Source organism: Pseudomonas petroselini, from assembly GCF_045037875.1.
Lineage (GTDB): Bacteria > Pseudomonadota > Gammaproteobacteria > Pseudomonadales > Pseudomonadaceae > Aquipseudomonas > Aquipseudomonas petroselini.
The window spans coordinates 4,798,463-4,822,657 of record NZ_CP173614.1; the positions used below are offsets into that span (position 1 = coordinate 4,798,463).

32 protein-coding genes are annotated in these 24,195 nt (G+C 63.2%); 19 read left to right on the forward strand and 13 right to left on the reverse strand.

From position 1 onward, the window contains the following. The first annotated feature begins 72 nt into the window (after positions 1–72). On the forward strand, positions 73–792 hold the full coding sequence (locus ACI512_RS21925; protein WP_064052253.1) for a Crp/Fnr family transcriptional regulator: 720 nt from the start codon (positions 73–75) through the stop codon (positions 790–792). Then, positions 789–980 carry a protein DnrP gene (locus tag ACI512_RS21930; RefSeq protein WP_082893854.1) on the forward strand — a complete coding sequence of 64 codons (192 nt, stop codon included), beginning with the start codon at positions 789–791 and terminating at the stop codon, positions 978–980. The genes ACI512_RS21925 and ACI512_RS21930 overlap by 4 nt, the downstream gene beginning before the upstream one ends. Here the strand turns inward: ACI512_RS21930 and ACI512_RS21935 are convergent. The 6 genes from ACI512_RS21935 to ACI512_RS21960 all read right to left on the reverse strand — a co-directional run bounded on the left by ACI512_RS21935 (position 974) and on the right by ACI512_RS21960 (position 7,347). Further along, positions 974–2,815 (reverse strand): nitric oxide reductase activation protein NorD, encoded by a 1,842-nt coding sequence (locus ACI512_RS21935; RefSeq protein WP_405121334.1) that lies wholly within the window; start codon positions 2,813–2,815, stop codon positions 974–976. The genes ACI512_RS21930 and ACI512_RS21935 overlap by 7 nt on opposite strands. A 64-nt stretch (positions 2,816–2,879) precedes the next feature. Beyond that, positions 2,880–4,301, reverse strand: coding sequence for a cbb3-type cytochrome c oxidase subunit I (locus ACI512_RS21940; RefSeq protein WP_064052255.1), 1,422 nt, complete (start codon positions 4,299–4,301; stop codon positions 2,880–2,882). Positions 4,302–4,304: 3 nt separating this feature from the next. Next, complete coding sequence (locus ACI512_RS21945; RefSeq protein ID WP_064052256.1) at positions 4,305–4,745, reverse strand: cytochrome c; 441 nt, start codon at positions 4,743–4,745, stop codon at positions 4,305–4,307. A gap of 1,023 nt (positions 4,746–5,768) precedes the next feature. Next, positions 5,769–6,017: a cytochrome C oxidase subunit IV family protein gene (locus ACI512_RS21950; protein ID WP_102060761.1), complete on the reverse strand. Its 249-nt coding sequence runs from the start codon at positions 6,015–6,017 to the stop codon at positions 5,769–5,771. Between the two features lie 6 nt (positions 6,018–6,023). Further along, on the reverse strand, positions 6,024–6,587 hold the full coding sequence (locus ACI512_RS21955; protein WP_064054496.1) for a cytochrome c oxidase subunit 3: 564 nt from the start codon (positions 6,585–6,587) through the stop codon (positions 6,024–6,026). After that, the gene (locus tag ACI512_RS21960) at positions 6,571–7,347 is read right to left on the reverse strand and encodes a CbbQ/NirQ/NorQ/GpvN family protein (protein ID WP_236383783.1); all 777 of its coding nucleotides are present in this window, start codon (positions 7,345–7,347) and stop codon (positions 6,571–6,573) included. The genes ACI512_RS21955 and ACI512_RS21960 overlap by 17 nt, the downstream gene beginning before the upstream one ends. A 325-nt stretch (positions 7,348–7,672) precedes the next feature. Between ACI512_RS21960 and nirS the strand changes: the two genes are divergently transcribed. Genes nirS through ACI512_RS22015 form a run of 11 tightly spaced genes read left to right on the forward strand, consistent with a single transcriptional unit; the run spans position 7,673 to position 16,447 of the window. Then, positions 7,673–9,214 (forward strand): nitrite reductase, encoded by a 1,542-nt coding sequence (gene nirS, locus ACI512_RS21965; protein WP_236383786.1) that lies wholly within the window; start codon positions 7,673–7,675, stop codon positions 9,212–9,214. A 24-nt stretch (positions 9,215–9,238) separates the two neighbouring features. Beyond that, positions 9,239–9,553, forward strand: coding sequence for a c-type cytochrome (locus ACI512_RS21970; protein ID WP_231808440.1), 315 nt, complete (start codon positions 9,239–9,241; stop codon positions 9,551–9,553). 16 nt (positions 9,554–9,569) lie between these two features. Then, a complete protein-coding gene (locus ACI512_RS21975; RefSeq protein ID WP_284738919.1) occupies positions 9,570–9,887 on the forward strand; it encodes a cytochrome c in 318 nt (105 codons plus the stop codon). Further along, positions 9,884–11,053, forward strand: coding sequence for a cytochrome D1 domain-containing protein (locus ACI512_RS21980; RefSeq protein WP_405121335.1), 1,170 nt, complete (start codon positions 9,884–9,886; stop codon positions 11,051–11,053). Before ACI512_RS21975 ends, ACI512_RS21980 begins: the two co-directional genes overlap by 4 nt. A 1-nt stretch (position 11,054) precedes the next feature. Beyond that, a complete protein-coding gene (locus tag ACI512_RS21985; protein ID WP_064054491.1) occupies positions 11,055–11,513 on the forward strand; it encodes an Lrp/AsnC family transcriptional regulator in 459 nt (152 codons plus the stop codon). Beyond that, positions 11,510–12,025, forward strand: a complete 516-nt coding sequence (locus ACI512_RS21990) for an AsnC family protein (RefSeq protein WP_231808438.1) — start codon at positions 11,510–11,512, stop codon at positions 12,023–12,025. The genes ACI512_RS21985 and ACI512_RS21990 overlap by 4 nt, the downstream gene beginning before the upstream one ends. Continuing rightward, positions 12,018–12,461, forward strand: a complete 444-nt coding sequence (locus ACI512_RS21995; protein WP_231808437.1) for an Lrp/AsnC family transcriptional regulator — start codon at positions 12,018–12,020, stop codon at positions 12,459–12,461. Before ACI512_RS21990 ends, ACI512_RS21995 begins: the two co-directional genes overlap by 8 nt. Continuing rightward, positions 12,436–12,936, forward strand: coding sequence for an Lrp/AsnC family transcriptional regulator (locus tag ACI512_RS22000; RefSeq protein ID WP_102060770.1), 501 nt, complete (start codon positions 12,436–12,438; stop codon positions 12,934–12,936). Before ACI512_RS21995 ends, ACI512_RS22000 begins: the two co-directional genes overlap by 26 nt. Positions 12,937–12,949: 13 nt before the next feature. Next, positions 12,950–14,128, forward strand: a complete 1,179-nt coding sequence (gene nirJ / locus ACI512_RS22005) for a heme d1 biosynthesis radical SAM protein NirJ (protein WP_405121336.1) — start codon at positions 12,950–12,952, stop codon at positions 14,126–14,128. Between the two features lie 43 nt (positions 14,129–14,171). Next, complete coding sequence (gene cobA, locus ACI512_RS22010; RefSeq protein WP_236381148.1) at positions 14,172–14,996, forward strand: uroporphyrinogen-III C-methyltransferase; 825 nt, start codon at positions 14,172–14,174, stop codon at positions 14,994–14,996. Continuing rightward, positions 14,993–16,447 (forward strand): cytochrome D1 domain-containing protein, encoded by a 1,455-nt coding sequence (locus ACI512_RS22015; RefSeq protein WP_405121337.1) that lies wholly within the window; start codon positions 14,993–14,995, stop codon positions 16,445–16,447. The genes cobA and ACI512_RS22015 overlap by 4 nt, the downstream gene beginning before the upstream one ends. An 86-nt stretch (positions 16,448–16,533) precedes the next feature. On the opposite strand, the gene ACI512_RS22020 is transcribed toward ACI512_RS22015, so the two are convergent. The 4 genes from ACI512_RS22020 to ACI512_RS22035 form a co-directional block, all read right to left on the reverse strand. After that, complete coding sequence (locus ACI512_RS22020) at positions 16,534–17,796, reverse strand: coproporphyrinogen III oxidase (protein WP_122811169.1); 1,263 nt, start codon at positions 17,794–17,796, stop codon at positions 16,534–16,536. Between the two features lie 77 nt (positions 17,797–17,873). Further along, the gene (locus tag ACI512_RS22025; protein WP_236381144.1) at positions 17,874–18,317 is read right to left on the reverse strand and encodes a CopD family copper resistance protein; all 444 of its coding nucleotides are present in this window, start codon (positions 18,315–18,317) and stop codon (positions 17,874–17,876) included. Positions 18,318–18,401: 84 nt separating this feature from the next. Beyond that, positions 18,402–18,947, reverse strand: a complete 546-nt coding sequence (locus ACI512_RS22030) for a putative natural product biosynthesis protein (RefSeq protein ID WP_236381142.1) — start codon at positions 18,945–18,947, stop codon at positions 18,402–18,404. A 62-nt stretch (positions 18,948–19,009) separates the two neighbouring features. Next, entirely contained in the window at positions 19,010–19,393 is a 384-nt protein-coding gene (locus tag ACI512_RS22035) for a DUF2946 domain-containing protein (RefSeq protein WP_012724770.1), read from the reverse strand. A gap of 164 nt (positions 19,394–19,557) precedes the next feature. On the opposite strand from ACI512_RS22035, the gene ACI512_RS22040 reads away from it, so the two are divergent. Beyond that, the gene (locus ACI512_RS22040) at positions 19,558–20,166 is read left to right on the forward strand and encodes an SCO family protein (protein WP_012724771.1); all 609 of its coding nucleotides are present in this window, start codon (positions 19,558–19,560) and stop codon (positions 20,164–20,166) included. After that, on the forward strand, positions 20,166–20,633 hold the full coding sequence (locus ACI512_RS22045) for a copper chaperone PCu(A)C (RefSeq protein ID WP_236381140.1): 468 nt from the start codon (positions 20,166–20,168) through the stop codon (positions 20,631–20,633). Before ACI512_RS22040 ends, ACI512_RS22045 begins: the two co-directional genes overlap by 1 nt. Positions 20,634–20,649: 16 nt before the next feature. Here ACI512_RS22045 and ACI512_RS22050 read toward each other — a convergent pair whose 3' ends face one another. From ACI512_RS22050 to ACI512_RS22060, 3 genes are all read right to left on the reverse strand, one after another. Then, on the reverse strand, positions 20,650–20,979 hold the full coding sequence (locus ACI512_RS22050) for a DHCW motif cupin fold protein (protein WP_012724773.1): 330 nt from the start codon (positions 20,977–20,979) through the stop codon (positions 20,650–20,652). A 68-nt stretch (positions 20,980–21,047) separates the two neighbouring features. Then, the gene (locus ACI512_RS22055) at positions 21,048–21,554 is read right to left on the reverse strand and encodes a GNAT family N-acetyltransferase (RefSeq protein ID WP_012724774.1); all 507 of its coding nucleotides are present in this window, start codon (positions 21,552–21,554) and stop codon (positions 21,048–21,050) included. A 43-nt stretch (positions 21,555–21,597) separates the two neighbouring features. Beyond that, positions 21,598–22,032: a GNAT family N-acetyltransferase gene (locus ACI512_RS22060; RefSeq protein ID WP_236381138.1), complete on the reverse strand. Its 435-nt coding sequence runs from the start codon at positions 22,030–22,032 to the stop codon at positions 21,598–21,600. Between the two features lie 240 nt (positions 22,033–22,272). On the opposite strand from ACI512_RS22060, the gene ACI512_RS22065 reads away from it, so the two are divergent. From ACI512_RS22065 to ACI512_RS22080, 4 genes are all read left to right on the forward strand, one after another. Beyond that, positions 22,273–22,764 (forward strand): GNAT family N-acetyltransferase, encoded by a 492-nt coding sequence (locus ACI512_RS22065; RefSeq protein ID WP_231808428.1) that lies wholly within the window; start codon positions 22,273–22,275, stop codon positions 22,762–22,764. A 321-nt stretch (positions 22,765–23,085) separates the two neighbouring features. Beyond that, positions 23,086–23,349: a hypothetical protein gene (locus ACI512_RS22070; RefSeq protein ID WP_231808427.1), complete on the forward strand. Its 264-nt coding sequence runs from the start codon at positions 23,086–23,088 to the stop codon at positions 23,347–23,349. A 72-nt stretch (positions 23,350–23,421) separates the two neighbouring features. Then, a complete protein-coding gene (locus tag ACI512_RS22075; protein ID WP_043206276.1) occupies positions 23,422–23,847 on the forward strand; it encodes an N-acetyltransferase in 426 nt (141 codons plus the stop codon). A 28-nt stretch (positions 23,848–23,875) separates the two neighbouring features. Next, positions 23,876–24,112, forward strand: a complete 237-nt coding sequence (locus tag ACI512_RS22080) for a sigma factor (protein WP_236381135.1) — start codon at positions 23,876–23,878, stop codon at positions 24,110–24,112. The last annotated feature ends 83 nt before the right edge of the window (positions 24,113–24,195 follow it).

Here is a 24,195-nt window from a genome sequence, read left to right on the forward strand (position 1 = left end):
CGTCCCGCTTGCCTGGTTTGTGATCCTGGGTTCCATGCTGGCAGCGGCCAGCGGACTGTCACTGGTGCTGATATGAACGCCGCGCTGCCACCGCTCAAGGATGTGCACCGCGTGTTGCATCGCGTGCACCATCAGATCCTGCGCAGCCACCACCTGTTCGAGCCCATGGACGAGGCGCAATTGAGTGAGCTGATGAGCAGCAGCCAGTTGCTCAGCGTCGACAAGGGTGAGCCGCTGTTCCGCCAGGGCGAGCCCGCCGATGCGTTCTATTTCGTGATTGCCGGTGCGGTGAAGATCTACCGCCTGACCCCGGACGGCCAGGAGAAGGTGTTTGAAGTGATCGGCGAGCGCCAGACCTTCGCCGAAGCGATGATGCTGATGGACACTCCCAATTATGTGGCGTGCGCCGAAGCGGTGTGCCCGACCCAGCTGTATCGCCTGTCCAACGCCACGTATATGCGCCTGCTGCACAGCAACAGCCGCCTGACGTTCGCCCTGCTGGGCAAGCTGTGTGTACGCCTGCACCAGCGGGTCAACGAGATCGACACGTTGTCGCTGAAAAACGCCACCCACCGTGTGGTGCGCTACCTGCTGACCCAGTTGATGCACTTGCCGGCAGGCGAAACCCACTTCGAACTGCCGATGGCCAAGCAACTGATCGCCGGGCACTTGTCGATCCAACCGGAGACGTTTTCGCGGATTATCCGGCGCTTGATCGACGAGAACATCATCACCCAGGACGCGCGCCAGATCGCCATTCTCGACCGGCAACGCCTGGAACAATTCGAGTGAAAACCTGCCTGTATTGCCAACACCGCAATGCCATGGAGCGCGACAGCTGCGAAGGCTGCGCCATGCCGTTGCCCGAAGCCGAGGCACGCGCCCTGGCGCGACGGTTAAGCCGCTTCCAATGGTTTTGCCTGGGCCTCACGCTGTTTTGCATCGCGATGTTCTTCTGGCTCCCCCGGGATATCTACTGACGTTCAGTGAGCTGCCGGTACAGCTGGGGCAAGCGCTGGGGCAACTGCTCCGGCTGGCGGATCAGGGTGAAGCCATGGGCACCGAACAGGTACGGCAGGTAGTCGCCGGCCTGTTTGTCGATGGTGATGCAGAACGGGATCAAGCCCTGTCGCCGCGCCTCTATCACCGCTTGGCGCGTGTCTTCCACGCCATAGCGGCCCTCGTACAGGTCCAAGTCATTGGGCTTGCCATCGGTGAGTAACAACAGCAGTTTGCGCCGTTGCTTGCAGGTACCCAGCAGCCGGGTGGCCTGGCGAATCGCGGCGCCCATGCGTGTGTAGTAACCCGGTTTAAGCCCCTGGATCGCACCGCGAATGCGGTCGTCGTAGGGCTGGTCGAACGACTTGAGCACCTGCAAACGCACCTGGTGCCGACGCAAGGACGAAAACCCGTACAGCGCAAAACGATCGCCGGCGCCTGCCAGGCTTTCGCCGAACAACAACAGGCTGTCGCGAATCACGTCGATGACTTTTTGCGTGTCGTTCAAGTGCGCGTCGGTGGACATCGACAGGTCCGCCAGCAGCAGGCACGCCAGGTCGCGGTGGCTGTGGCGTTGCTCCATGAACAGGCCGCGTTCGGCACAGGCGCCGTGCTGGCGCTCCACATGAAAATCCAGCCAGGCCTGCAGGTCGAGTTCGCTGCCCTGGGGTTGCTGGCGCAGCCACTGGCGGTCGGTGCGCAGGTGCTGGAATTGCCGACGCAGGCGCTGGGCCTGAGCGTGCAGCCGCGCGGGCAAGGGTTGCGGCGCATCGAGGCGCGGATGCATCGGCTGCAGGTTGACGAAGTCGTCCAGCAGGTGTTGTTGGCGATAGTCCCATTCGGGCAACTTGATGCCTTGGCCAAGGGGGATGTCGTCGACGTCGGCCGGTGGCAGGTCCAGGTGCAGCTTCAAGCCGCCACTCTTGCGCACACGCTGGCGTGACAGGCTCAGTTGGTCGAGGTCTTCGGCGACGCGGGCAGCGTCAGGGTCTTGGCTGTCGTCGGTCCAGCGGTCGAGGTCGACGTGTTCGGTCCAACTGAACAGGTTTTCCAGGCGCACCACCAGCAGGCCGCCGTCACGGCTGTTGTCGTCCAGGCGGGTCGCGCGTTTGGGCGCGCCGTGTTGCTCGCCGGGCGTTGTCGACAGGTCGTCGCCTTCGTCGTCCAGGTCTGCGCTTTGTGGTGCATCCAGGTGCAGCGGCGGGTACAGCCACAACGGCAACGGCCACGGGGCGCGCTCGCTGCGGGGTAAGTTGCGCACGCTGCCGGGTTCGCGCAGGGCCTTGCGCAAGGCTTTCTCCAGGGCCGCTTCGTTGGGGCGCAGGCTGGCGGGGTCGGGGCGCAGTGCGATATGGGCGTGCACCAGGCGCCGGTAGCTGGGCAGCAGGGCCGGGTAGCGTTGCAACAGCAGCCAGGTCCAGCGCTGGTTATCCCGCGCCCAATGGGTCACGGGGCCCGACTGCGCGGCGAGCAGCGCCAGCCAGCGGTACAGTTCCTGGTTGAGTGCAGCCTCGGGAAATACCGCCAGGCTGGCCGGCAAACGCAAGCGGCTGCCGTCACAGGAGGCCAGTGGCGCATGCCTGCAGGTGCCAGCGATGCGCATCAGCAGGTTGCGGCGCAGCAACACATCGCGCTCGCCGGCCGCCTCCAGGGCGATGCCGCCGGCACCGCCGAGGGCACGAAACAGCAGCGCCAGGCTGCGCTGGCGGTCGGCTAACTGCACCTGCGCCTCGGGGAAGTCCACGCGGGCGCGCCGTGTAATGAAGCGGTGCCAGGCGCTGCCGACCCACTCTTCGAGTTCCAGGGTAAAGGCCATGGGGTTGCTCCAAACGTAAAACGGCCCGCTGTACCAGCCGGGCCGCCCTCTTGGGGATTGACGATCAATACACAATGGGCGCCGGCGCACCGGCCACACTGCGCCGTTGCCGGAAGCTGTACAGGTAGCAGAGCAACCCGAGCAGGAACACCACGCCGCTGGCCAACCGTGCCCAGAACAATGCGGTCAGGTGTTCCACCGTGGCCATGAACGGCAGCGCCGCTCCGTCCACGGGCCAGCGTTGCAACCACACCTGCACCACGCCGGCGGCGGTGAGGAACAGGGTAATCATCACCATCGACAACACCATCAGCCAGAAGCCCCAGATTTCGATGGTCTGCGAGCGCGCATCCGGTGCTTCACCGAGGCCGCGCAGGCGAGGCATGGCGTAGCTGATCAAGGTCATCACGATCATGGCGTAGGCGCCGAAAAACGCCAGGTGACCATGCGCCGCCGTGAGCTGAGTGCCGTGGGTATAAAAGTTGACCGGTGCCAGGGTGTGCAGGAAGCCCCACACCCCGGCGCCGAAGAACGCCGTCACCGTGGTGCCCTTGGCCCACAGCGTGGCCGCGCGGTTGGGATGCTGGCGCCGCCGCCGTTTGACCATGGTGAAGGCGAACATCACCATTGCCAGGAACGGCAAGGGCTCCAAGGCGGAGAAGATCGAACCGACCCATAGCCACACCTGCGGCGCACCGATCCAGAAGAAGTGGTGCCCGGTACCGATGATGCCGGTGATCAAGGCCATGGCGATGATCACGTACAGCCACTTCTCCACGACTTCGCGGTCGACGCCGGTGACCTTGATCAGCACGAACGCCAGCATCGAGCCCATGATCAATTCCCACACGCCTTCCACCCAAAGGTGCACCACCCACCACCAGTAAAACTTGTCGCGCGCCAGGTTGCTGGGGTTATAGAACGAGAACAGGAAAAACACCGCCAGGCCGATCAGCCCGGTCATCATCACCATGCTCACGGTGGTCTTGCGGCCCTTGAGCAGGGTCATGCCGATGTTGTAGAGAAAGCCCAGGCACACCACCACGATGCCCATTTTGGTGATGGTGGGTTGCTCAAGGAATTCACGGCCCATGGTCGGCAGCAGTTCGTTATGCGTCAGCTTGGCCAGCGCCGCATACGGCACCAGCAGGTAACCGAGGATGGTCAACACCCCCGCCACGGCGAACACCCAGAACAACAGGATCGCCAGTTTCGGGCTGTGCAACTCGCGATCCGCCTCCTCGGGCACCAGGTAGTAGGCGGCGCCCATGAAGCCGAACAGCAGCCACACGATCAGCAGGTTGGTATGGACCATCCGCGCCACGTTGAAGGGGATCAGCGGGAACAGAAAGTCACCCACCACGTATTGCAGGCCCATGATCAGGCCAAACAGCACCTGGCCGACAAACAGCATCAAGGCAAACACAAAATAGGGTTTGGCCACAGCCTGGGATTGGAACTTCAGATAGGGATTGGCGCTGCGCATGGCTCAGCCCTCCTTGTTCGGTGGCCAGTTGTTGGTGTCGATCTTCGAGCTCCATTTGAGGAACTCGGACAGATCATTCACTTCCTGGTCATCGAGGTTGAATTGCGGCATGGCCCGCCGCCCTGGCACACCGAGGGGTTGCATCTTCATCCAGGCGTGCAGGAACGGTTTGAACCCCTCTTCCCCGCCCCGGCGCTGGAACACATTGCCCAGCTCCGGCGCAAAGTACGCGCCCTCGCCCAACAGGGTGTGGCAGCCGACGCAGTTATTGCGCTCCCACACACCCTTGCCACGCACCACCGATTCGGTGAGTTGGTCGGCGTTGCTGCGGGAGGGAAAGGTTTGTTCGGTGTGGTAGGTCAGGGCCAGGAAAATCAGGAAGAAGAACACGCTTCCTCCGAAGTAGATATTCCTGGCCATGCCCTTGGTGAAGGTCTCTGACATGGTCGTCTTCCTCATGGCTTGGCGGGGGTCATGATAGGAAGGTGAGGTGGGAAAAGTGCTTGATGGCGATCAAGAAGATTGAGTACAAAGGCTCTTGCCCCAACACTCGGCACTAAGATCAAAATCAGGCTGATATCTACCTGATGTATGGAGATCAAACTGTGGGAGGGGGCTTGCTCCCGATGGCGGTGGGTCAGTCGCCATGTCTGCCAGCAGTGCCGCCGCCTTCGAAGCCTCGCTGAAGCTCGACATCTCCCACAGGGAATGGGGGTGTTAGGTAGAGCTGTAGCCGAACACTTTCTGCCTGCTGACTCAGGTCTATCGTGGGAGGGGGCTTGCTCCCGATGGCGGTGGGTCTGCCAGCCCATCTGCCAGCAGTGCCGCCGCCTTCGAAGCCTCGCTGAAGCTCGACATCTCCCACAGGGGATTGGGGTGTTTGGTAGAGCTTTAGCCGAACACTTTCTGCCTGCTGACTCAGGTCTATCGTGGGAGGGGGCTTGCTCCCGATGGCGGTGGGTCTGCCAGCCCATCTGCCAGCAGTGCCGCCGCCTTCGAAGCCTCGCTGAAGCTCGACATCTCCCACAGGGAATGGGGGTGTTAGGTAGAGCTTTAGCCGAACACTTTCTGCCTGCCGACTCAGGTCTACTGTGGGAGGGGGCTTGCTCCCGATGGCGGTGGGTCAGTCGCCATGTCTGCCAGCAGTGCCACCGCCTTCGAAGCCTCGCTGAAGCTCGACATCTCCCACAGGGGATGGGGGTGTTTGGTAGAGCTGTAGCCGAACATTTTCTGCCTGATGACTCAGATCTACTGTGGGAGGGGGCTTGCTCCCGATGGCGGTGGGTCTGCCAGCCCATCTGCCAGCCCCCTCCCACATTTAACCGAGATCGACAGTAAGCAACCGGTCGGCTACCAGGCCGCCGTGCTCTTGTTTTGATCTTGATCTGAGGCGCCCCGTCAAACACGCTGGCCGAACGCAGGCTTTGGAGCGTGGGTAACTCGGCAGGACGCCGGGTTAGCCATGACCTAAACAACGGATATGTACCCAACCCCCGCAACAAACAACACCAACAAAACCGCCCACCCCAACACCATCCCCCGCCACCCCCAAGGCCCCCGCCGCAACTCCATAAACCCATCCACAATCAACCACGCCTTAACCACCGCCACCCCCAACACCCCCACCCAAACCCCCGCAGCCCCCGCCAAGACCGTCCCCACACTCAATGCCACCAACAACGCCCAACACACCACCAACCCCTGCGAAACACTCATCCGCCATCACCCCATCACATAAACCACCGGAAACAACACCACCCACACCAAATCGACCATGTGCCAATACAGCACCCCCGACTCCACCCCTGTCACCAAAACCCCACCCCGCCAACACCCCATCCCCAGCCACCCCAGGATCACCATCCCCAACACCACATGCAGGAAATGAAACCCCGTGAGTATCCAGTACAAGGTAAAAAACCGGCTGTGCTCCATTCCCAGCCCAACACCCGCCAGATGGGTGTATTCCGTGAGCTTGATCCCCACATACACCAGCGCCACCAGCCACGCACAACCAAACAACCCGGCCCCACGTCGCAAACAGCCCGCGCGCACTTGCTGCAACCCCAGCGCTGCGAGCAACCCGGCGGTCAGCAGGCTCAAGGTCATCGCCAACCCGGTGGAGGTATCCAGCGCCAAACGCCCCACGGCAAACACCTGAGGCTCCAGCCGCTGCATCACCACAAACGCCAGGATCAAGATCGCAAACACCGTCAACTCGGCAAGGATGAAAAACCACATCGCCAAATCCCCCGGCAGGCGCCGGGCCTCAGGCGAAGTGCACATCGACCACGTCCATCAGCGCCGCGACGGTCTGCGGGTCGTCGCTCAGGGCCTGGGCCAGGCACGCCATGCAGGCTTCGCGCGGTGGCATGCCGGCGGCGATCAGGCGGGCGGTGAAGATCAGCAGGCGTGTGGACGCGACTTCCTCCAGGTCGTGCTGATCAAGACGCCGCAGGGCCTGGCCCAGGCGCACCACTTCGGTCGCCAGCGCGCTGTCCACCTGGGCCTCCTGGGCCACGATGCGCGCCTCGTCGGCGGCTGCCGGGTAGTCGAAGCGCATCGCGACGAAGCGCTGGCGGGTGCTGGGCTTCATGCCTTTGAGCAGGTTCTGGTAGCCGGGGTTGTACGACACCACCAGCATGAACGACGGCGGCGCCTTGACCACTTCGCCGGTGCGTTCCAGGTACAGCTCACGGCGGTCGTCGGCCACCGGGTGCAGGACTACGGTGGTGTCCTGTCGCGCTTCGATCACTTCATCCAGGTAGCAGATGCCGCCCTCGCGAACGGCGCGGGTCAGGGGGCCGTCTTGCCACCAGGTGCCTTGGGTGCCGATCAGATGGCGGCCGACCAGGTCGGCGGCGCTGAGGTCGTCGTGGCAGGCCACGGTGTACAGCGGCAGGTTCAGGCGGTGCGCCATGTGCTGCACGAAGCGGGTCTTGCCGCAACCGGTCGGGCCCTTGATCAGCACCGGCATGCGGTGGCGCCACGCGTGTTCGAACAGCACCTGTTCGTTGTCGAGGGGTTGGTAGAAAGGCTCAGTCATGGCAGGTATCCAAGGCAGGTTCGACGGCCACGCTAAGGGCCCCTGCGACAACCTGGCAAGCGCTGTCCCCGGCAAACTTGATCGCCGTCAAGCGAGCATTCCAACACCTCGCCATAGTCTGGCCTGGCACTAAGAACCTGCGCCCGCACACGTTGCGCGGCACCGCAAAGGTCTCGCCTGAGGAGTACATGGAATGCTGACTCGCAACAGAACAACCTTCACCTTGAGCCTCGCCAGCCTGAGTTGCGCGCTGGCCCTCGCCCTGCCCTTGAGCGCCCATGGCGCCGCCACGCCTGCCGTGGTGCATACCGTCGGCGCGCCGGACATGAGCCAGGCCGACTTCGACACCTCCAAGCAGATTTACTTCGAGCGCTGCGCCGGTTGCCACGGTGTGCTGCGCAAGGGCGCCACCGGCAAACCGCTGACCCCGGACATCACCCAGGCGCGGGGCCAGGCCTACCTGGAAGCGTTGATCACCTACGGTTCGCCCGCCGGCATGCCGAACTGGGGCACCTCCAATGCGTTGACCAAGGCGCAGATCACCAGCATGGCCACGTTTATCCAGCACACCGCGCCCACCCCGCCGGAATGGGGCATGGCCGAGACGCTCAAGACCTGGAAAGTGCTGGTCAAACCCGCAGACCGGCCAAAGAAACAGCTGAACACACTCAACCTGGAAAACCTGTTTTCCGTGACCCTGCGCGACGACGGCAAGATCGCCCTGATTGACGGCGACACCAAGCAGATCGTCAAACTCATCGACACCGGCTACGCCGTGCATATTTCGCGGATCTCCGCCTCCGGCCGCTACCTGCTGGTGATCGGCCGCGACGCCAAGATCGACATGATCGACCTGTGGCCCGCCGAGCCGACCAAGGTCGCCGAAATCAAGGTGGGTATCGAAGCGCGCTCGGTGGAAACCTCCAAGTACAAGGGTTTTGAAGACAAGTACACGATCGCAGGGTCTTACTGGCCGCCGCAGTTCACCATCATGGATGGCGAGACCCTCGAGCCCAAGCAGATCGTGTCCACGCGTGGCATGACCGTGGACAAGCAGGAGTACCACCCAGAACCACGGGTGGCGGCGATCATTGCGTCCCACGAATGGCCGGAGTTCATCGTCAACGTCAAGGAAACCGGCAAGGTGATGCTGGTCAATTACCAGGACATCAAGAACCTCACCATCACCACCATCGACGCCGCCCCGTTCCTGCATGACGGCGGCTGGGACAGCACTCACCGCTACTTCCTCACGGCGGCCAACAACTCGAACAAGGTGGCGGTGATCGACTCCAAGTTGCGCACGCTCACCGCCCTGGTGGAGGTCGGCAAGACCCCGCACCCCGGCCGTGGCGCCAACTTCGTCCATCCGCAATACGGGCCGGTTTGGGCCACCAGCCATTTGGGTGACGGCGGTATTTCGCTGATCGGCACCGACCCGGTCAAGCACGCGCAGTACGCCTGGAAACAGGTGGCATCACTGAAGGGCCAGGGCGGCGGTTCGCTGTTTATCAAGACCCACCCCAACTCCCACCACCTCTATGTGGACACCACGCTCAACCCCGACGCCAAGCTCAGCCAATCCGTGGCGGTGTTCGACATCAACCACCTCGACAAGGGCTACAGCGTGCTGCCGATTGCCGAGTATTCCGGCATCAAGCAAGGCGCGTTGCGCGTGGTGCAACCGGAATACAACAAGGCCGGCGACGAGGTGTGGTTCTCGGTGTGGAACGGCCAGACCGAAGAGTCGGCGCTGGTGGTGATCGACGACAAAACCTTGAAGCTCAAGCAGGTGATCAAGGACAAGCGCCTGATCACCCCCACCGGCAAGTTCAACGTGTTCAACACCCAACACGATATTTATTGAGCCCCATCAACACGAGGTCACCCAATGAAAAATATTCTCCTCGCATTGCTGGCAGCCGCTGCTGCGCTCAGCCTGCAACCGGTGCTGGCACAAGACGGCCCGGCCTTGTTCAAGAGCAAGCCCTGCGCAGCCTGCCATGCCATCGACAGCAAACTGGTGGGGCCGGCCTTGAAGGACGTGGCGGCCAAGAATGCCGGCGTGAAAGACGCCGCTGCAACGCTGGCCGGCCACATCAAGAACGGCACTCAGGGCAACTGGGGGCCGATCCCGATGCCACCCAACCCCGTCACGGATGACGAAGCCAAGGTACTCGCCGACTGGGTCCTGAGCTTGAAATAACCCCGAGGAGCACGCCATGAAAGCATCGATGATCGGTACCGCCCTGGCGCTGCTTTTGTTGATTCCCACAAGGGCGGCGGCGACACCCGACGCCACCCGCCTGGAACACCTGCTGACCCAGGACTGCGGCGCCTGCCACGGTCTGTACCTCACCGGCGGCCTGGGTCCGCCCCTGACACCCGAGGCCCTCGCCGGGCACAGCCGCGACAGCCTGATTGCCACCGTGACCCATGGCCGCCCTGCCCGTGCGATGCCCGGCTGGGCACCGCTGCTCAGCGCCGACGACATCGCCTGGTTGGTCGACCGTCTCTTGCAAGGAAGCCCCGCACTATGATCCGCCCCACCTGTTTAGCCCTGTGCCTGCTGCTCGGCGCCTGCACCCAGTCTGCGTTGCGCGGCACCGGCGACCTGGGCCTGGTGATCGAACGCACCACCGCCAGTGTGCAAATCATTGAAACCACCGGCATGCAGAGCCTGGCGCGCATCGAGGGCCTGGGCGACCTGTCTCATGCCTCGGTGGTGTTTTCCCGCGACCAGCGCCAGGCCTATGTATTTGGCCGTGACGGCGGGCTGACCCAAGTCGACCTGCTGGGCCAACGCATCGAAAAACGCATTCTCCAGGGTGGCAACAGCATTGGCGGCGCCATCAGCCAGGATGGGCGCCTGATTGCTGTCTCCAACTACCAGCCCGGCGGGGTCAAGGTGTTCGATGCCGTGACCCTGGCACTGGTCGCCGACATCCCCGCCACCGCCCTGCCCGACGGCAAACGCTCGCGGGTGGTGGGCCTGGTGGATGCGCCCGGCCAACGTTTTGTGTTCAGCCTGTTCGACACCGGCGAGATCTGGAGTGCGGATTTCAGCCAGGGCAACACGCCGAAGATCACCCGGTTCACCGGGATCGGCGAGCAACCCTACGACGCCCTGATCACCGCCGACGGCCGCTATTACATGGCCGGCCTGTTCGGCGAGGACGGCATGGCCCAGCTCGACCTGTGGCACCCCGAACACGGCGTAAAACGCGTATTGGCCGACTACGGTCGCGGCCAGGAAAAGTTGCCGGTGTACAAGATGCCTCACCTCGAAGGCTGGGCCGTGGCCGATAACCAGGCGTTCGTGCCCGCCGTGGGGCGCCACCAGGTGCTGGTGATGGACGCTCGCAGCTGGCAGCAGACCGCCGCCATCGCGGTGGCCGGTCAACCGATCTTCGTCACCGCACGGCCGGACGGACGCCAGCTGTGGGTGAACTTCGCCTACCCGGACAACGACCGCGTGCAGGTGCTCGACAGTGAAACCCACCAGATCATCGCCGACCTGCGCCCCGGCCCCGGCGTGTTGCACATGGAGTTCACCGGGCGTGGCGAGCAGCTGTGGCTGTCGGTGCGCGATGGCGCCCAGGTGCAGGTCTGGGACCCGTATCGCCTGACCCTGCTCAAGACCTTGCCGGCCTTGAGCCCCAGCGGAATTTTCTTCAGCAGCCGTGCGCAAAAAATGGGGTATTGAGATGGACCTTGACCTGCTCAGCCAGCAGTTGATCGAACGCTACCAGCACGGCATGCCGCTGTGCGCCGAACCTTACCGGGAAATGGCCCAGGTGCTGGGTTGCAGCGAAGCCGAGTTGATGGCCTGCCTGCAACGCCTGGAATTGGCCGGGGCCTTGTCACGCATCGGCCCGGTGTTCGAACACACCCGCGCCGGCGCCAGCACCCTGGCCGCCCTGGCCGTGCCGATCGAGCGCCTGGAGCAGGTGGCCCGCCGTGTCAGCCAGTACCCGGAGGTCAACCACAACTATGCCCGCGAACACCATTACAACCTGTGGTTCGTGCTCACCGGCCCGCATCGCCAGCACCTGGAACAGGTGCTTGAGGAGCTGGAAAAGGACACCGGCCTCTGCCCCCTGGACCTGCCGATGCTCACCGCCTACCGCATCGACCTCGGGTTTTCCCTGGGAGCACACCTGTGATCTCGCCCCTGAGCCACGAGCAGATGCTCGACCTGCGCCAGTGCCTGGAGCGCGGCTTGCCCCTTGTCGTGCGGCCCTATGAGGACCTGGCGGAGCAGATCGGCGCCCATCACGACCAAGTGCTGCAGCAGATGCAGCAATGGCACGAGCAAGGCCTGTTCCGCCGCGTCGGTCTGGTGCTGAACCATCGCGCCCTGGGTTTTGTCGCCAACGCCATGCTGGTGCTCGATGTGCCGGACGCGCTGGTGGATGAGGTGGGTACACGCCTGGGCCGCGCGGCCGGCATCAACCTGTGTTACCAGCGCCCGCGCCGCTTGCCGCAGTGGCGCTACAACCTGTTCTGCATGGTGCACGGGCGCCAGCGTGAAGCCGTGACCGAGCATATCCAGGCGGTGCTGCACCAGCATCAGCTCAGCGACCTGCCCCACCAGTTGCTGTTCAGCACCCGCGCCTACAAACAATGCGGTGGCCGCTTTGCGCCGCCGCCCTCACAGGTATGGGCGCATGGATGATCTCGATCGGCGCTTGATCAATCGCCTGCAACGCGGCCTGCCGCTGGTGCACCAGCCCTGGCAGCCGGTGGCCGAGGAACTGCACAGCAGTCCCGGCGAACTGCTTGACCGCCTGCATGTCCTGCTCGAAGACGACGTACTGACCCGCTTCGGCCCGATGTTCGACATCGAGCGCCTCGGCGGCGCCTTCACTCTCGCCGCCCTGGCGGTGCCCGAACCCCGATTTTACGCGGTGGCCGCGCAACTCAACGCACTGCCCCAGGTGGCCCACAACTATCGCCGCGACCACCGCTGGAACATGTGGTTCGTACTGGCCTGCGCCAGCGAGGCGGAATTGGCCGCCACCCTGTCCCGCATCGAAGCCCTCACGGGGTTGGCGGTGCTCAATCTGCCGAAGGAGCAAACCTACCATGTCGGTGTGTATTTCCCGGTCTGACAACGCCCTGGCCCTGCGCCTGATCGCCCTCACCCAAAGCGGCCTGCCGCTGGTGGAAGACCCGTGGGCATGGCTCGCCGAGCAATTGGGCATCAGCGTCGAATCGACCCTGGACCTGCTCAAGCGCCTGCAGGCCGAAGGCGCGATCCGGCGCATCGCCGCCGTGCCCAACCATTACCGCCTGGGTTATCGGCACAACGGCATGACCGTGTGGGACGTGGCCGACGAGCAGATGCCACGCCTGGGTGAGTTACTCGGTGCACAGCCCTTCGTCAGCCATTGCTACCGGCGCCCGCGCAGGCCCGACTGGCCCTACAACCTGTTCGCCATGGTGCATGGGCGCAGCCGCGAGGAAATCGACAGTTACCGCGAGCACCTGCGCTACCTGTTGGGTGACGCCTGCCGCGCCGACGAGATGTTGGTGAGCAGCCGCATCCTGAAAAAAACCGGCTTGCGCCTGACCCCCTCGCACTAGAAGGAGCCTCCCTATGCTGCGGATCAGTCAGTACCTGCGCACCCTCGCCGGCCAGTGCCCGCCACCGCGCACCTCGCCCCCCGGCAGCAACCGGCCCCCCGTGGTGATCTGGAACCTGCTCAGGCGCTGCAACCTCACCTGCAAACACTGCTACGCGACCAGCGCCGACAGCGTGTTCCGCGATGAATTGGACACCGCCGCCGCCCGGGCGGTGATTGATGACCTGCAGGCTGCCGGGGTGCGCGTGCTGATCCTGTCGGGGGGCGAACCGCTGTTGCGCGACGACCTGTTCCAGCTCAGTGCCTATGCACGCGAAAAAGGTTTTTTCGTCGCGCTGTCGACCAATGGCACGCTGATCGATGAGCAGAATATCCAGCAGATCGCCGATGCGCGCTTTGACTATGTCGGCATCAGCATCGATGGCCTGGAGGCCACCCACGACGCGTTCCGTCAACTGCACGGCAGTTTCCAGCGCTCCATGCATGCCATCCGCCTGTGCCGTGAGGCTGGGATTCGCGTCGGCCTGCGCACCACCCTGACCCAGGACAATCACGCACAACTGCCGCAATTACTGGCGCTGATGCGCACCTACGATGTACAGAAGTTCTACTTGTCGCACCTCAACTACAGCGGGCGCGGCAAACGCAGCCGCCAGTTGGATGCGCACCGGCAGATGAGCCGCGACGCCATGGTGCTGATTTTCCAGCAGGCCTGGCACGACATCGAACACGGCATCGACAGCGATTTCGTCAGTGGCAACAACGACGCCGACGCGGTGCTGTTGCTGCAATGGGTGCACCGCCACTTGCCCGAACACTACCCGCAGCTTGAACAGCTGCTGCATGGCTGGGGCGGCAACGCGTCGGGCAGCGGCATCGCCAATATCGACAACACCGGCGAGGTACACCCGGACACCTACTGGTGGCAGCACTCGGTAGGCAATGTGCGCAACACCCCCTTCCGCCAGCTCTGGCTGGACCAGCCCGACCCGTTGCTGCTGCGCCTGCGTGAGCACCCGCGCAACGTCGGCGGGCGCTGCGCCGAATGCCGCTGGCTGGCGATCTGCAACGGCAACACGCGCACCCGCGCCTGGGCCGACGGCGACCTCTGGGGCCAGGACCCCGGTTGCCACCTCAGCGACACCGAGATCGCCCGCCAGCCGCTCACCCTGATCCCTTGCGCCACCCGGTGACACAACCGAGGGCGCCTACCTGATGATGAACCAAGGACGTCTCATGCACACAGCCACCGCCCTACCCGCCAGTTTGCACAGCCCCTTCCACCCCGGTGAAGTCGCATTGGTCGGCGCCGGCCCCGGCGACCCACGCCTGCTCACCCTGCGCGCCTGGAGCCTGTTGATGCAGGCCGACGCGGTGGTGTTCGACCGGCTGATCAGCGCCGAACTGCTGGCGCTGGTCCCGCTGACCTGCGCCCGCCATTACGTGGGCAAGGCCAGCGGTTACCACAGCCTGCCCCAGGACCAACTCAACGAACTGCTGGCCGAGTTGGCCGACCAAGGCCAACGGGTGGTGCGCCTCAAGGGCGGCGACCCCTTTATCTTCGGGCGCGGTGCCGAGGAACTCGAATACCTGCTGGCGCGGGACATCCCCTGCCAGGTGGTGCCGGGGATCACCGCCGCGTCCGGCTGCAGCGCCTACGCGGGTATCCCGCTGACCCACCGCGACCTGGTCAACTCCTGCCGCTTCGTCACCGGGCACTTGCAGCGCGACGGCGCCTTGAAATTGCCCTGGGCCAGCCTGGCCGAGCCGAGCCAGACCCTGGTGTTCTACATGGGCCTGTCGAACCTGGCACTGATCGCCGAACACCTGGTGGCAGCCGGTCTGCCGGCGGACACCCCGGCGGCCTTGATCAGCAACGGTGCACGCGCCGACCAGCAGGTGGCCCGAGGCACCCTGCGCCAGCTGCCGACCCTGGCTGCCGACTGCGAACCGGGTGTGCCGACGCTCACCGTGATCGGCCAGGTGGTGAACCTGTTTGCCGGGGCCAGCCTGCACTATCCCGCCAGCCTGTCGGCGCCCCGCGTACCGGTGGCGGTATGAAACGCCTGCTGCTGGTGCCGCTGCTCTGGGCTTCGGCCGCCCATGGCACGCCGGCGCAGGATTACCAGCAGTATTGCGCAGGCTGCCATGGCCTCAACCGTATCGGCGCCACCGGCCCGGCGTTGCTGCCGGAAAGCCTGGGGCGCATCAAGCCGGACGAGGTGCGCAAGGTCATCGAACAGGGCCGCCCCGCCAGCCAGATGGCCGGGTTTGCGGCGCAGCTGAATGCCGCGCAGATTGATGGCCTGGCGGATTTCCTGCAGCAACCGCCGGCCACCCCCGCCACCTGGAACGAACAGGCGATCCGCATCAGCCATCGTCTGCTGGCAGACCTGAGCCAGTTGCCCAGCACCCCGCAACACCACGCCGACCCGCTGAACCTGTTTGTGGTGGTGGAATCCGGCGACCATCACATCGATATTCTCGACGGCGATCGCTTTACCGTGCTGGACCGCTTCGCCAGCCACTTTGCCGTGCACGGCGGGCCGAAGTTCTCGCCGGATGGGCGCTTCGTCTATTTTGCTTCCCGCGATGGCTGGATCAGCCTGTACGACCTGCACAACCTCAAACTGATCGCCGAAACCCGTGCCGGGCTCAACACCCGCAACCTGGCGGTGAGCAAGGATGGCCGCTGGGTGTTGGTGGGCAACTACCTGCCGGGCAACCTGGTGGTGCTCGATGCGCGTGACCTGTCGCTGGTCAAGACGCTGGACACCGGCTCGCGGGTCAGCGCCGTGTATACCGCGCCGCCGCGCAACAGTTTTGTGGTGGCGCTCAAGGATGCGAATGAAGTCTGGGAACTGTCCTACGCGGCGACGCAGCCCAGCTGGGAGCCCCGGCGCATAGCGGCGCGGGATGTGCTCGACGATTTCTCCTTTACCCCCGATTACCGCCAGTTGCTCGCCACTTCACGCAAGGCCGGTGGCGGCCAAGTGATCGACCTGGACTCCGGCGCAGTGGTCACCGATATCCCGCTGGCGGGCATGCCGCACCTGGGCTCGGGCACCTATTGGCAACGCGATGGAAAATGGGTATTCGCCACACCGAACATCAGCCAAGGGCAAATCAGCGTGCTCGACCCCGTCAGCTGGAAACTGATCAAGCAGATCCCCACCCTGGGCCCGGGCTTTTTCATGCGCAGCCATATCAACTCACGCTACGTGTGGAGCGACGTGTTTTTCGGGCCGGACAACGACGCGATCCACCTGATCGACAAGCAAACCCTGGAAATCGCCCACACCCTGCGACCGGTACCGGGCAAGACCGCAGCGCACGTGGAGTTCACCCGCGACGGGCGTTACGTGCTGCTGAGCATCTGGGCCACCGACGGCGCGCTGATCGTCTACGACAGCCAGACACTCAGGGAGATCAAACGCCTGCCCATGAACAAACCGTCGGGCAAATACAACGTGGGCAACAAGATCGAGTTTGCCGAGGGCACATCGCACTGAGGCATGGGTTTACAGGTGTGCGAAGGCGTTATCGGCCATAGACCGCTCCCACACCTTGATCCGGATTGGGCCAGTGATGAGGCCTGCTAGGGCGCTTCGAACAACCGGCACAATCTATCCACCTGGGTACGCCCGGCTGGCAGGACACACAGGAACTGTGCCGACAATTCAATCAGGCCATCGCGGTTCCACTCTTCCAGCTGCGGCCAGATCGATGAGAAGTAGCGTGCGAAGATCACGCCGTATCGCCGCTCGATGCCCTGGATGTCCAGTTCCAGGTCACAGGCCAGGCGTTCCACTACGCAGTCGCGCAGTGCATCGCCCGCGTCGCGTTGCCAGCCCTGGCAGGTGGCGAGTTGGCCGTTCTCCAACGCCTGTGCGTAGACATGTTCGTCCGTGGCGTTCTGCGCGCACAGCGTGTCGATCTGGCTGATGGCGCCCAGGCCCAGCCCGATATGGTCGCAGTAACCGTGCAGGGTAAAACCTTCGCAGGTGCGACTCAGCCGACCGCGCTCCTGGGCCTGGGTGAGGTCATCGTCGCCACGGGCAAACTGGCCCAGGCCGATGTAGTGGTAACCCGCTGCGTCCAGGTGTTCGTAGCACAGCTGGCGCATGGCGGTTTTATCCGCCGCGTTGCACAGCGCCGAGGGCGATTGCGCCAGGTAACGGCTTGGCGGCCGGGCGTAGTCGAACACCTGCAGGCGGTCCGGTTCCAGGGCGATCAGGCTGGCCAGTTTCAGCTCGAAACTGGCCAAGGTCTGCCAGGCGCTCCCATAGCCCAGGTCGACACTGACCGAGCGAAAGTCAAAGGTGCGCGCCGCATCGATCAACGATTGGATCGGCGCCGGGTCGCGGTAGTACGCCTGTGAATAGGCATCCTCGGCACGCGCATCGGGCACACCAATGCACATGCGGTTGAACCCAAGGTCGCGCAGCAGGCCGACGCCGGCCCAATCGGTGTGGCGAGGGTCGAGGTCGATGCCGTAGTCGCCGCGGTCATGCTCATGGAAGTGCAAGCGTTCAAGCAGAGGGGTCATCAGCGCTTGCACATCGCCAATCGGCGCTGCCCCGCGCCACTGGAGGTAGTCCACCGGCTGGCGGCTGCCGAGGTGGCAGCCGATCAAATGAATCTCCTGGGCCAGGCTGCGCCGGTAAGCATCGCTGGGGGTGCTGGCCGGCCAGTGCAGGGTCAAGGCCAGCGGGCGTTGCCGTTGGCGACTGCTGCGCAATGCACGCAATACGTCGAGGGAGCCGATGCCCGCGTGAAACCTGCGGACATCGGCCTGCCCATTCAGGTCCAGTACACCTTGATCGTGGCGTGCACGTACGAGAGGAATGACGGTGTGCATGACGGGCTCCGGGGCCGGCGACGGTCCGTCATTGTCCGGTGCGACGCCACGGCGCACCTTGATATGCATCAAGGGCTTTACCAGCTGAGGTAAAACATGCTTTTGGCCAACAGCACAATCGCGACCATGTGGCCGAACAGGCTCAAGTGCACAAAACGCAAATAACGCGGCCCCACGCGACCGAGCCGCATGCGCAGCATCGTCAACAGAAAGTGCAGCAACACACTGGCGGCGAGGATCAGTTTGAGGGTGAGCAAGGTGCCGAAGGACGACGCGAAAGGCGCGGCGAGTACGGGCAAATAACGCAACCCGACCATGCCGATCCCGGCGCCGAACAGCACCAGCAACACCCACGGCATCAACACCCGGGCACGCTGGCCGATGCCCTGCTCGACCAGCAGCATCACCCGGTTGGGCAATTGCCGATGCAGACTCGCCAGGATCAGTACTTCGAAAAACACCGTGCCGATAAAGATCAGCGCCGCGAACAGATGGGCCAGCAAAAACAGCAGGTAAAGCATGGTGGCCTCGCAGAAGGGCCCGCCGTGGGGAGCCCACTATGCAGGCCCGCACGCCGAGCGACCTTGATGTCGATCAAGCGCCTCTCATGGCACGCGCAACCAACCACTGAATTCGCCTCGGCCTGTCAACGGGCACCAGGCGAAATCCCATAACGGCGCTGGCAGTACCTGATGTTCGGCGCCCTTGAGCGGGGCGCCTTTCCAATCGAATACGCGCATGCCCTGCCAGGCCAGCACCACGCCATGGGCCTCGCTCTGATCGGCATTGACCCATCCGGCAGCCGCAGCGGCCATGAATACCTCGATCGGTTCATCGTCGATCTGCGCACGGTACGGCGAGCCCAGCAGCCAGCGACAGACGTTCAGGTGATAGGTCCAATCCAACGGCGGACGGTTGCGATACGCCCAAGTCATGAAACTGCGGAACAGGTTCAGGCCCTCGGGCGGGTCGAGTTTTAGCAGCGCCGGGCAGAGGTCGAACAGGCTGTGCCAATACGGCAACAGGCGTGCATCCAGATGCACGAAGCTACGCGAATTGCTGGGGTAGTCCGGCGGTGCGGGTTCCGCGCGCAGGCGACGGGACGCCTTGCTGACCAGGCGGCTGGCGCCTGCAGGCAATAAGGGGTGCATGAAATGTACTCACAGTCGTGACGATAGAACGCCTCCTGGTCTCAGGAGGCCCAAGGCACACGTCAGAATGCGGGGGATGCGCGGGGGTTGGCCGAGGGCCAGAGGTATCGCGGCGGCGCCTTGTTACGCCGTTCATGGGCCGGGCGCGGGGTTTGCCCCAGGCCCAGCAGCCAGGCGAGGCCGATCAGGAACACCAGCGCAACGGTCACGGCGTTGCACACCGGGCAGGCAAAGTAGTTCGAGATGTTGCTGGAAGCCGGGCTGCCCAACCCTTTGTCGGAAAGTGGCGCCTGCTTGCCGTCCACCGAACAGAACGCACCGCCGATGCCATTGAGTGCCTGACCCGTCATCTGCCCATGCCCCAAACCGCAGGCGAACAGGTTCATCAGCACGCAGAAGTACAGGGCCCAGGCGATCAGCGAACGGTCGGGGTGGCTCAATTTCATGGCGGCGACTCTACCACCAGCGCCGCAAAAGGATGAAGCGCGGCATGCCCCTGTGGCAGAACGTCGCAGATTACGTGCGCTTCCCAGGGTTGGTAGACTGGGCGCCCTCAAAGCCTGATGTGTCGATCCAGAGCAATGCAGGCGTTTCACAGGATGCACCGTTGATGAGTACGTTATTCACCCGCCGCAAAGTGCTGACCGGTATGGGCCTGTTGGGCCTGGGCGGCCTGCTGGGCGGCTGTGACTACAGCCCCAAGCTGAATTTCAAGTACGGCAAGGACTTGAGCGACAAGATCATGGGCCGCACCTTCAAGCTCAAGAACACCGCCGGCGAAACCGTCACCCTGAGCTCGTTCCGAGGCCTGATGCCGGTGGTGTTCTTCGGTTTCACCCAGTGCCCGGCCGTGTGCCCGACCACCCTGGCGCGCGCCGCCCAGGCCAAGAAGCTGATGGGCCGCGACGGCGAAATCATGCAAGTGGTGTTTATCACCCTGGACCCGGAGCGCGACACGCCAGAGATCCTCGACAGGTACGTCAAGGCCTTCGACCCCAGCTTCGAAGCGCTGTACGGCACCCCGGAAGAAATCGCCGTGGCCGCCAAGGAGTTCGGGATCTTTTATGAAAAGATCCCCGCCGGCGACACCTACACCCTGTCCCACACGGCCACCAGTTTCGTGTTCGATACGCGTGGCAACCTGCGCCTGGGCCTGCAGGCATCCCTTACCGCTAAAGAGTGCGCAGAAGACCTGCTCACCGTCATGGAGGTCTGCTAATGACTGCCGTTCAACACCTCAAACGCACCCTTATCGGCATGACCCTGCTGGGCCTTGCGGCGCACGCCAGCGCCCAGGTGCAAGTGACCGACGCGTGGGTGCGCGCCAGCGTGCCGGGCCAACCGTCCAGCGGTGCATTCATGACCGTCACCGCCGACACCGACAGCCAGCTGCTGAGCGTGACCTCGCCGGTGGCCAAGGACGTGCAGATCCATGAAATGAGCATGAAGGACGACGTGATGCACATGGGCCCGGTGGAATCGGTGGCCCTGCCTGCCGGCAAAGCGGTGACCCTCGACCCCAACGGTTACCACGTGATGCTGATGGGCCTGACCGGCCAGATCAAGGAAGGCGACCAGGTGCCGCTGACCCTGACCGTGCAAAACGCCAAGGGTGAGAAACAGGCGATTGAAGTGAACGCGCCGGCGCGTGGCCTGGATGGGATGGACCACAGCAAGATGCACTGATGCACTGCTCGCCACCTCAATCGACAATAAACAGCTTCGCCCCAACGCTCGTCGATGAACGATGGCCTTCCATGTCATCGCCCACCTGGTAACTCATTCCGGCCGTCAGGATGAACTGGCGGCCATCTTCCAGTTCCGTGTGCAATTGGCCTTCCAGGCACAACAGCACATGCCCTCGCCAGCACCAATGATCCGCCAGGTAGCCTGGGGTGTATTCGACCATGCGCACGCGGGTAGTGCCGAAGTGGCAGGTGCGCCACAGCGCGTTGCCGGTGACACCTGGGTGAATCACAGGTTCGACCGTGGACCAGTCGGTGGTGCCAAAGGGGACGGCAGTCAGATCCATGTCGGGCTCGGTGGTTGTTTAACGGGGCTTGAGGCTAGCCACTTGGGGCCGCGGGCGATAGACACAGATCAAGCGCTTTTGTGGGATACAGGTATCCTGCCTGCACTGCTGTTCAGTGGTTTTGTCATTGCAATACACGCCAACGCCAACCCCGATGGCGAGTGATAAATCGCCTGCTCATCCCCCACATACCCGCACGCCCGATAGAAACCCGCTGCGTTCAAGGTCGCATCCAGCACCACCTCTTCAATAGCCAGTTCCCGCGCAACATTCTCAAGATGATCCAGCATCGCCTTGCCATATCCGCAGCCGGTAAACCCAGGCAATACAAACAATGCGCCCACTTCGTGGTTGTCCAGGTCAAGCATTCCGGTGACTACCGGCTGTCCCTGCACCCAGCCCAGGTAAAACAGTTTATCCATCAGTGTGCTGTAGCCGTCTTCGGCTTTACCCCGCGTCCACATCATCATTTGCTCGTGCGTATAGGCGCCAATGCATTGGCTGCGGATGGCCCGCAAGCGGATGTCGAACGCTATTTGGGCATCCTGCGAGGTGGCCCGTTTGATCTCCAGCATGTCAATTTCCTTCCATGAAATCATCGTGCTATTAACGCATGCCCTAGGCGTTTTCGTCACCGGGCCGGGTGAAGGAATAGCGGTCGATATCGGTGCGCAGGTTCCAACCCTGGCCTTGCCAATAGCGGGCGGCGTGGGTGTTGGTCTTGAACACGTCGAGGTGGCATTTGTGGATGCCCAACGACGCCAGTGCGTCGAGGCAGCGTTGCGTTAGCGCCTGCGCAATACCCTGGCGACGACAGTCTGGCAGTACCAGCAAATGCTGCAGGTAACCACGACGCCCGTCGTGGCCGCACATTACGCAAGCGATCAACCGGCCTTCGGCTTCAGCGACAAAACTCAAGCCAGGGTTGCGCGCAAGATAACGCTCGGTGGCGTCACGGGAGTCGGCGTCGCGCAGGGAGATGCCGGGGGTATGTTGCATGAGGTGGAGAACGGCGTCGTAGTCGGTCGGGGTCATGATGCGAATGCTGGGCATGGCGTGAAACCTTGTGGGAGCGGGATTGACCTAATGCGAGTCAGTTAAGGGCGAACACTTTACCTGTGGCGAGGGAGCTTGCTCCCGTTGGGCCGCGAAGCAGCCCCAAAAATGGGACTGCTGAGCAGTCCAACGGGACGGTGCGACGACTCGACAGCGCCCACCGAAGATAGCGTTTCAGTGCCAGGCAAGTGATGTTTCTTTATGATGTGGCCTTCGCTTAATGCCTCAGGAAATACCATGCCCGCCCTCAGCTTCCGCAACGCCCTCCCCGCCGACGCCGCCCGTTGCTTTGAAATCGAGATCACTGCCTACGAAGGCGATGAAGCCGCGACCCTGGAAAAGATCGCCACGCGGATTGCGCAATACCCGCAAGGTTTTTTGATCCTGGAGGCCGACGGTGAGGTAGTGGGGTTCATCAACTGCGGCTGTGCCCATGACGTGGTGATGTCGGACGAGGCGTTCAAGGAGTTGGTGGGCCATTCGGCCGAGGCGCCGAATGTGGTGATCATGTCGGTGGTGGTCGATCCGGCGCATCAGGGCAAAGGGTATTCCAAGGTATTGATGACTGAGTTTGTGGCCCGCATGCGGGCGCTGGGCAAGCAGACGATTCACTTGATGTGCAAGGAACAGCATGTGTCCCTGTACGAGCGCATGGGCTATCAATACACCCGACCTTCGCCTTCCGATCACGGCGGGATGGCGTGGCATGAAATGGTGATGGCGCTTTAGACGGTCACCGTTGTGGCCTGATTTATGTGTCTAGACATCTAACGGTGGGCAGCCGGTTCAGCCGGCTGCTGTCTGCCGATAAGCAAAAATCGGATCGGCGTCGCCTTTTCTGACGTAAAACCTGAAACATCGCGAGCGAACACAGACCTCGCCTGACAGCCATGCAGCTGATGTTATGAATGTGCTCAGAGCCGGTTTTAACCCGTTACATCCACCCCAAAACACCTCGTTGAATGCCTCTGAAGGCCTCGGTAGCCTGCGAAGCACTCCGCCAAACCAGCGTCTGGCGGGCTTTCAATTGCCTATCAAAGAGGTGCATTCATGTCTTCAATCAACGGTTTCTCGCCCTACGCTCCGATTCCCTCGGCCTTCAACCCAGACCGGATAGATAACGACCAACCACGGCACAACCCGCTCGACCAGACGGCCGGGGAGGATGCAGAAGTATTCGATCCGAACACGCAAACCTGGCAACCCACCCAGGCCTCTGGCAACGGCCGGCCTATGCCGCTTGGCGATCCTTACCGCGAGGCGATAGATTTCGAGATCAGGGCCGATGATAGGGGAGGATGGCAGCGCGCTTAAGGCAACCGGCGATGGGGGGCGGTACTTATCCGCCCCCTTCTGCCCAAAAGGTACCCATCGAGAAGCCCTATGATGACGCCACACCGGATAGAAATCAGCGACCAACCCAACACCGAAGCCGAGCACCTCCTCGGCAGCAGCCTCGCGGCCTTCAACGAGGCCATCACCGGTTTCAACGATCGCCAGCCGCTGACGGTGCTGATCAAAGACCCCATCACGGCACAGATCGTCGGCGGCATCACGGGTAAAACCACGCTGGGCATGGCCTTCCTCGACCTCTTCCACCTGCCCGAACACCTGCGTGGTTCGGGCTTGGGCAGCGAGTTGCTGCAAGCCTTCGAAAACGAAGCCCGCCGCCGTGGCTGTCGCCATGCGGTGCTCTATACCCTCAGCTTCCAGGCCCCGGGGTTTTACGAGAAACATGGCTGGGTAAAATTCGGTGAAGTGCCCTGCGAACCGGCGGGCAGCAGCCGGGTGTTTTTGTCTAAACCGCTGTGACAGTCGACGTGGGATACAGCGGTCCATTGTGTCGACCTCTTTTACCCACCTCTACGGCACCCACCACCGTTGGCTGCTCGGCCTGCTGCGCCGGCGCTTGAACGACCGTTGGGATGCCGCCGACCTGGCCCATGACCGCGCAGCTTGCAACTGGCGACACGCTGGGATTTCTGATCCCACCGCCAGCCGCAACCTCTTGTCCCGGTGGCTGGTTTCAGCCACCTACTGCCGGCCGATACGACCCGAGGAACGAGCATGTCGGTAAACGGGTGATACCGCATGCATAACTCGCCGGCATGGTGATTCAACGCAAGGCTGTGTAATGATTACGCCTCGCCCCTGCTCGGG

Coding starts and splice junctions, on each gene's coding strand:
- ACI512_RS21925 (WP_064052253.1), top strand. CDS start 73: ATGAACGCCGCGCTGCCACCGCTCAAGGATGTGCACCGCGTGTTGCAT.
- ACI512_RS21935 (WP_405121334.1), bottom strand. CDS start 2,815: ATGGCCTTTACCCTGGAACTCGAAGAGTGGGTCGGCAGCGCCTGGCAC.
- ACI512_RS21940 (WP_064052255.1), bottom strand. CDS start 4,301: ATGCGCAGCGCCAATCCCTATCTGAAGTTCCAATCCCAGGCTGTGGCC.
- ACI512_RS21945 (WP_064052256.1), bottom strand. CDS start 4,745: ATGTCAGAGACCTTCACCAAGGGCATGGCCAGGAATATCTACTTCGGA.
- ACI512_RS21950 (WP_102060761.1), bottom strand. CDS start 6,017: ATGAGTGTTTCGCAGGGGTTGGTGGTGTGTTGGGCGTTGTTGGTGGCA.
- ACI512_RS21955 (WP_064054496.1), bottom strand. CDS start 6,587: ATGTGCACTTCGCCTGAGGCCCGGCGCCTGCCGGGGGATTTGGCGATG.
- ACI512_RS21960 (WP_236383783.1), bottom strand. CDS start 7,347: ATGACTGAGCCTTTCTACCAACCCCTCGACAACGAACAGGTGCTGTTC.
- nirS (WP_236383786.1), top strand. CDS start 7,673: ATGAGCCAGGCCGACTTCGACACCTCCAAGCAGATTTACTTCGAGCGC.
- ACI512_RS21970 (WP_231808440.1), top strand. CDS start 9,239: ATGAAAAATATTCTCCTCGCATTGCTGGCAGCCGCTGCTGCGCTCAGC.
- ACI512_RS21975 (WP_284738919.1), top strand. CDS start 9,570: ATGAAAGCATCGATGATCGGTACCGCCCTGGCGCTGCTTTTGTTGATT.
- ACI512_RS21980 (WP_405121335.1), top strand. CDS start 9,884: ATGATCCGCCCCACCTGTTTAGCCCTGTGCCTGCTGCTCGGCGCCTGC.
- ACI512_RS21985 (WP_064054491.1), top strand. CDS start 11,055: ATGGACCTTGACCTGCTCAGCCAGCAGTTGATCGAACGCTACCAGCAC.
- ACI512_RS21995 (WP_231808437.1), top strand. CDS start 12,018: ATGGATGATCTCGATCGGCGCTTGATCAATCGCCTGCAACGCGGCCTG.
- ACI512_RS22000 (WP_102060770.1), top strand. CDS start 12,436: ATGTCGGTGTGTATTTCCCGGTCTGACAACGCCCTGGCCCTGCGCCTG.
- nirJ (WP_405121336.1), top strand. CDS start 12,950: ATGCTGCGGATCAGTCAGTACCTGCGCACCCTCGCCGGCCAGTGCCCG.
- cobA (WP_236381148.1), top strand. CDS start 14,172: ATGCACACAGCCACCGCCCTACCCGCCAGTTTGCACAGCCCCTTCCAC.
- ACI512_RS22015 (WP_405121337.1), top strand. CDS start 14,993: ATGAAACGCCTGCTGCTGGTGCCGCTGCTCTGGGCTTCGGCCGCCCAT.
- ACI512_RS22020 (WP_122811169.1), bottom strand. CDS start 17,796: ATGCACACCGTCATTCCTCTCGTACGTGCACGCCACGATCAAGGTGTA.
- ACI512_RS22025 (WP_236381144.1), bottom strand. CDS start 18,317: ATGCTTTACCTGCTGTTTTTGCTGGCCCATCTGTTCGCGGCGCTGATC.
- ACI512_RS22030 (WP_236381142.1), bottom strand. CDS start 18,947: ATGCACCCCTTATTGCCTGCAGGCGCCAGCCGCCTGGTCAGCAAGGCG.
- ACI512_RS22035 (WP_012724770.1), bottom strand. CDS start 19,393: ATGAAATTGAGCCACCCCGACCGTTCGCTGATCGCCTGGGCCCTGTAC.
- ACI512_RS22040 (WP_012724771.1), top strand. CDS start 19,558: ATGAGTACGTTATTCACCCGCCGCAAAGTGCTGACCGGTATGGGCCTG.
- ACI512_RS22045 (WP_236381140.1), top strand. CDS start 20,166: ATGACTGCCGTTCAACACCTCAAACGCACCCTTATCGGCATGACCCTG.
- ACI512_RS22050 (WP_012724773.1), bottom strand. CDS start 20,979: ATGGATCTGACTGCCGTCCCCTTTGGCACCACCGACTGGTCCACGGTC.
- ACI512_RS22055 (WP_012724774.1), bottom strand. CDS start 21,554: ATGCTGGAGATCAAACGGGCCACCTCGCAGGATGCCCAAATAGCGTTC.
- ACI512_RS22060 (WP_236381138.1), bottom strand. CDS start 22,032: ATGCCCAGCATTCGCATCATGACCCCGACCGACTACGACGCCGTTCTC.
- ACI512_RS22065 (WP_231808428.1), top strand. CDS start 22,273: ATGCCCGCCCTCAGCTTCCGCAACGCCCTCCCCGCCGACGCCGCCCGT.
- ACI512_RS22070 (WP_231808427.1), top strand. CDS start 23,086: ATGTCTTCAATCAACGGTTTCTCGCCCTACGCTCCGATTCCCTCGGCC.
- ACI512_RS22075 (WP_043206276.1), top strand. CDS start 23,422: ATGACGCCACACCGGATAGAAATCAGCGACCAACCCAACACCGAAGCC.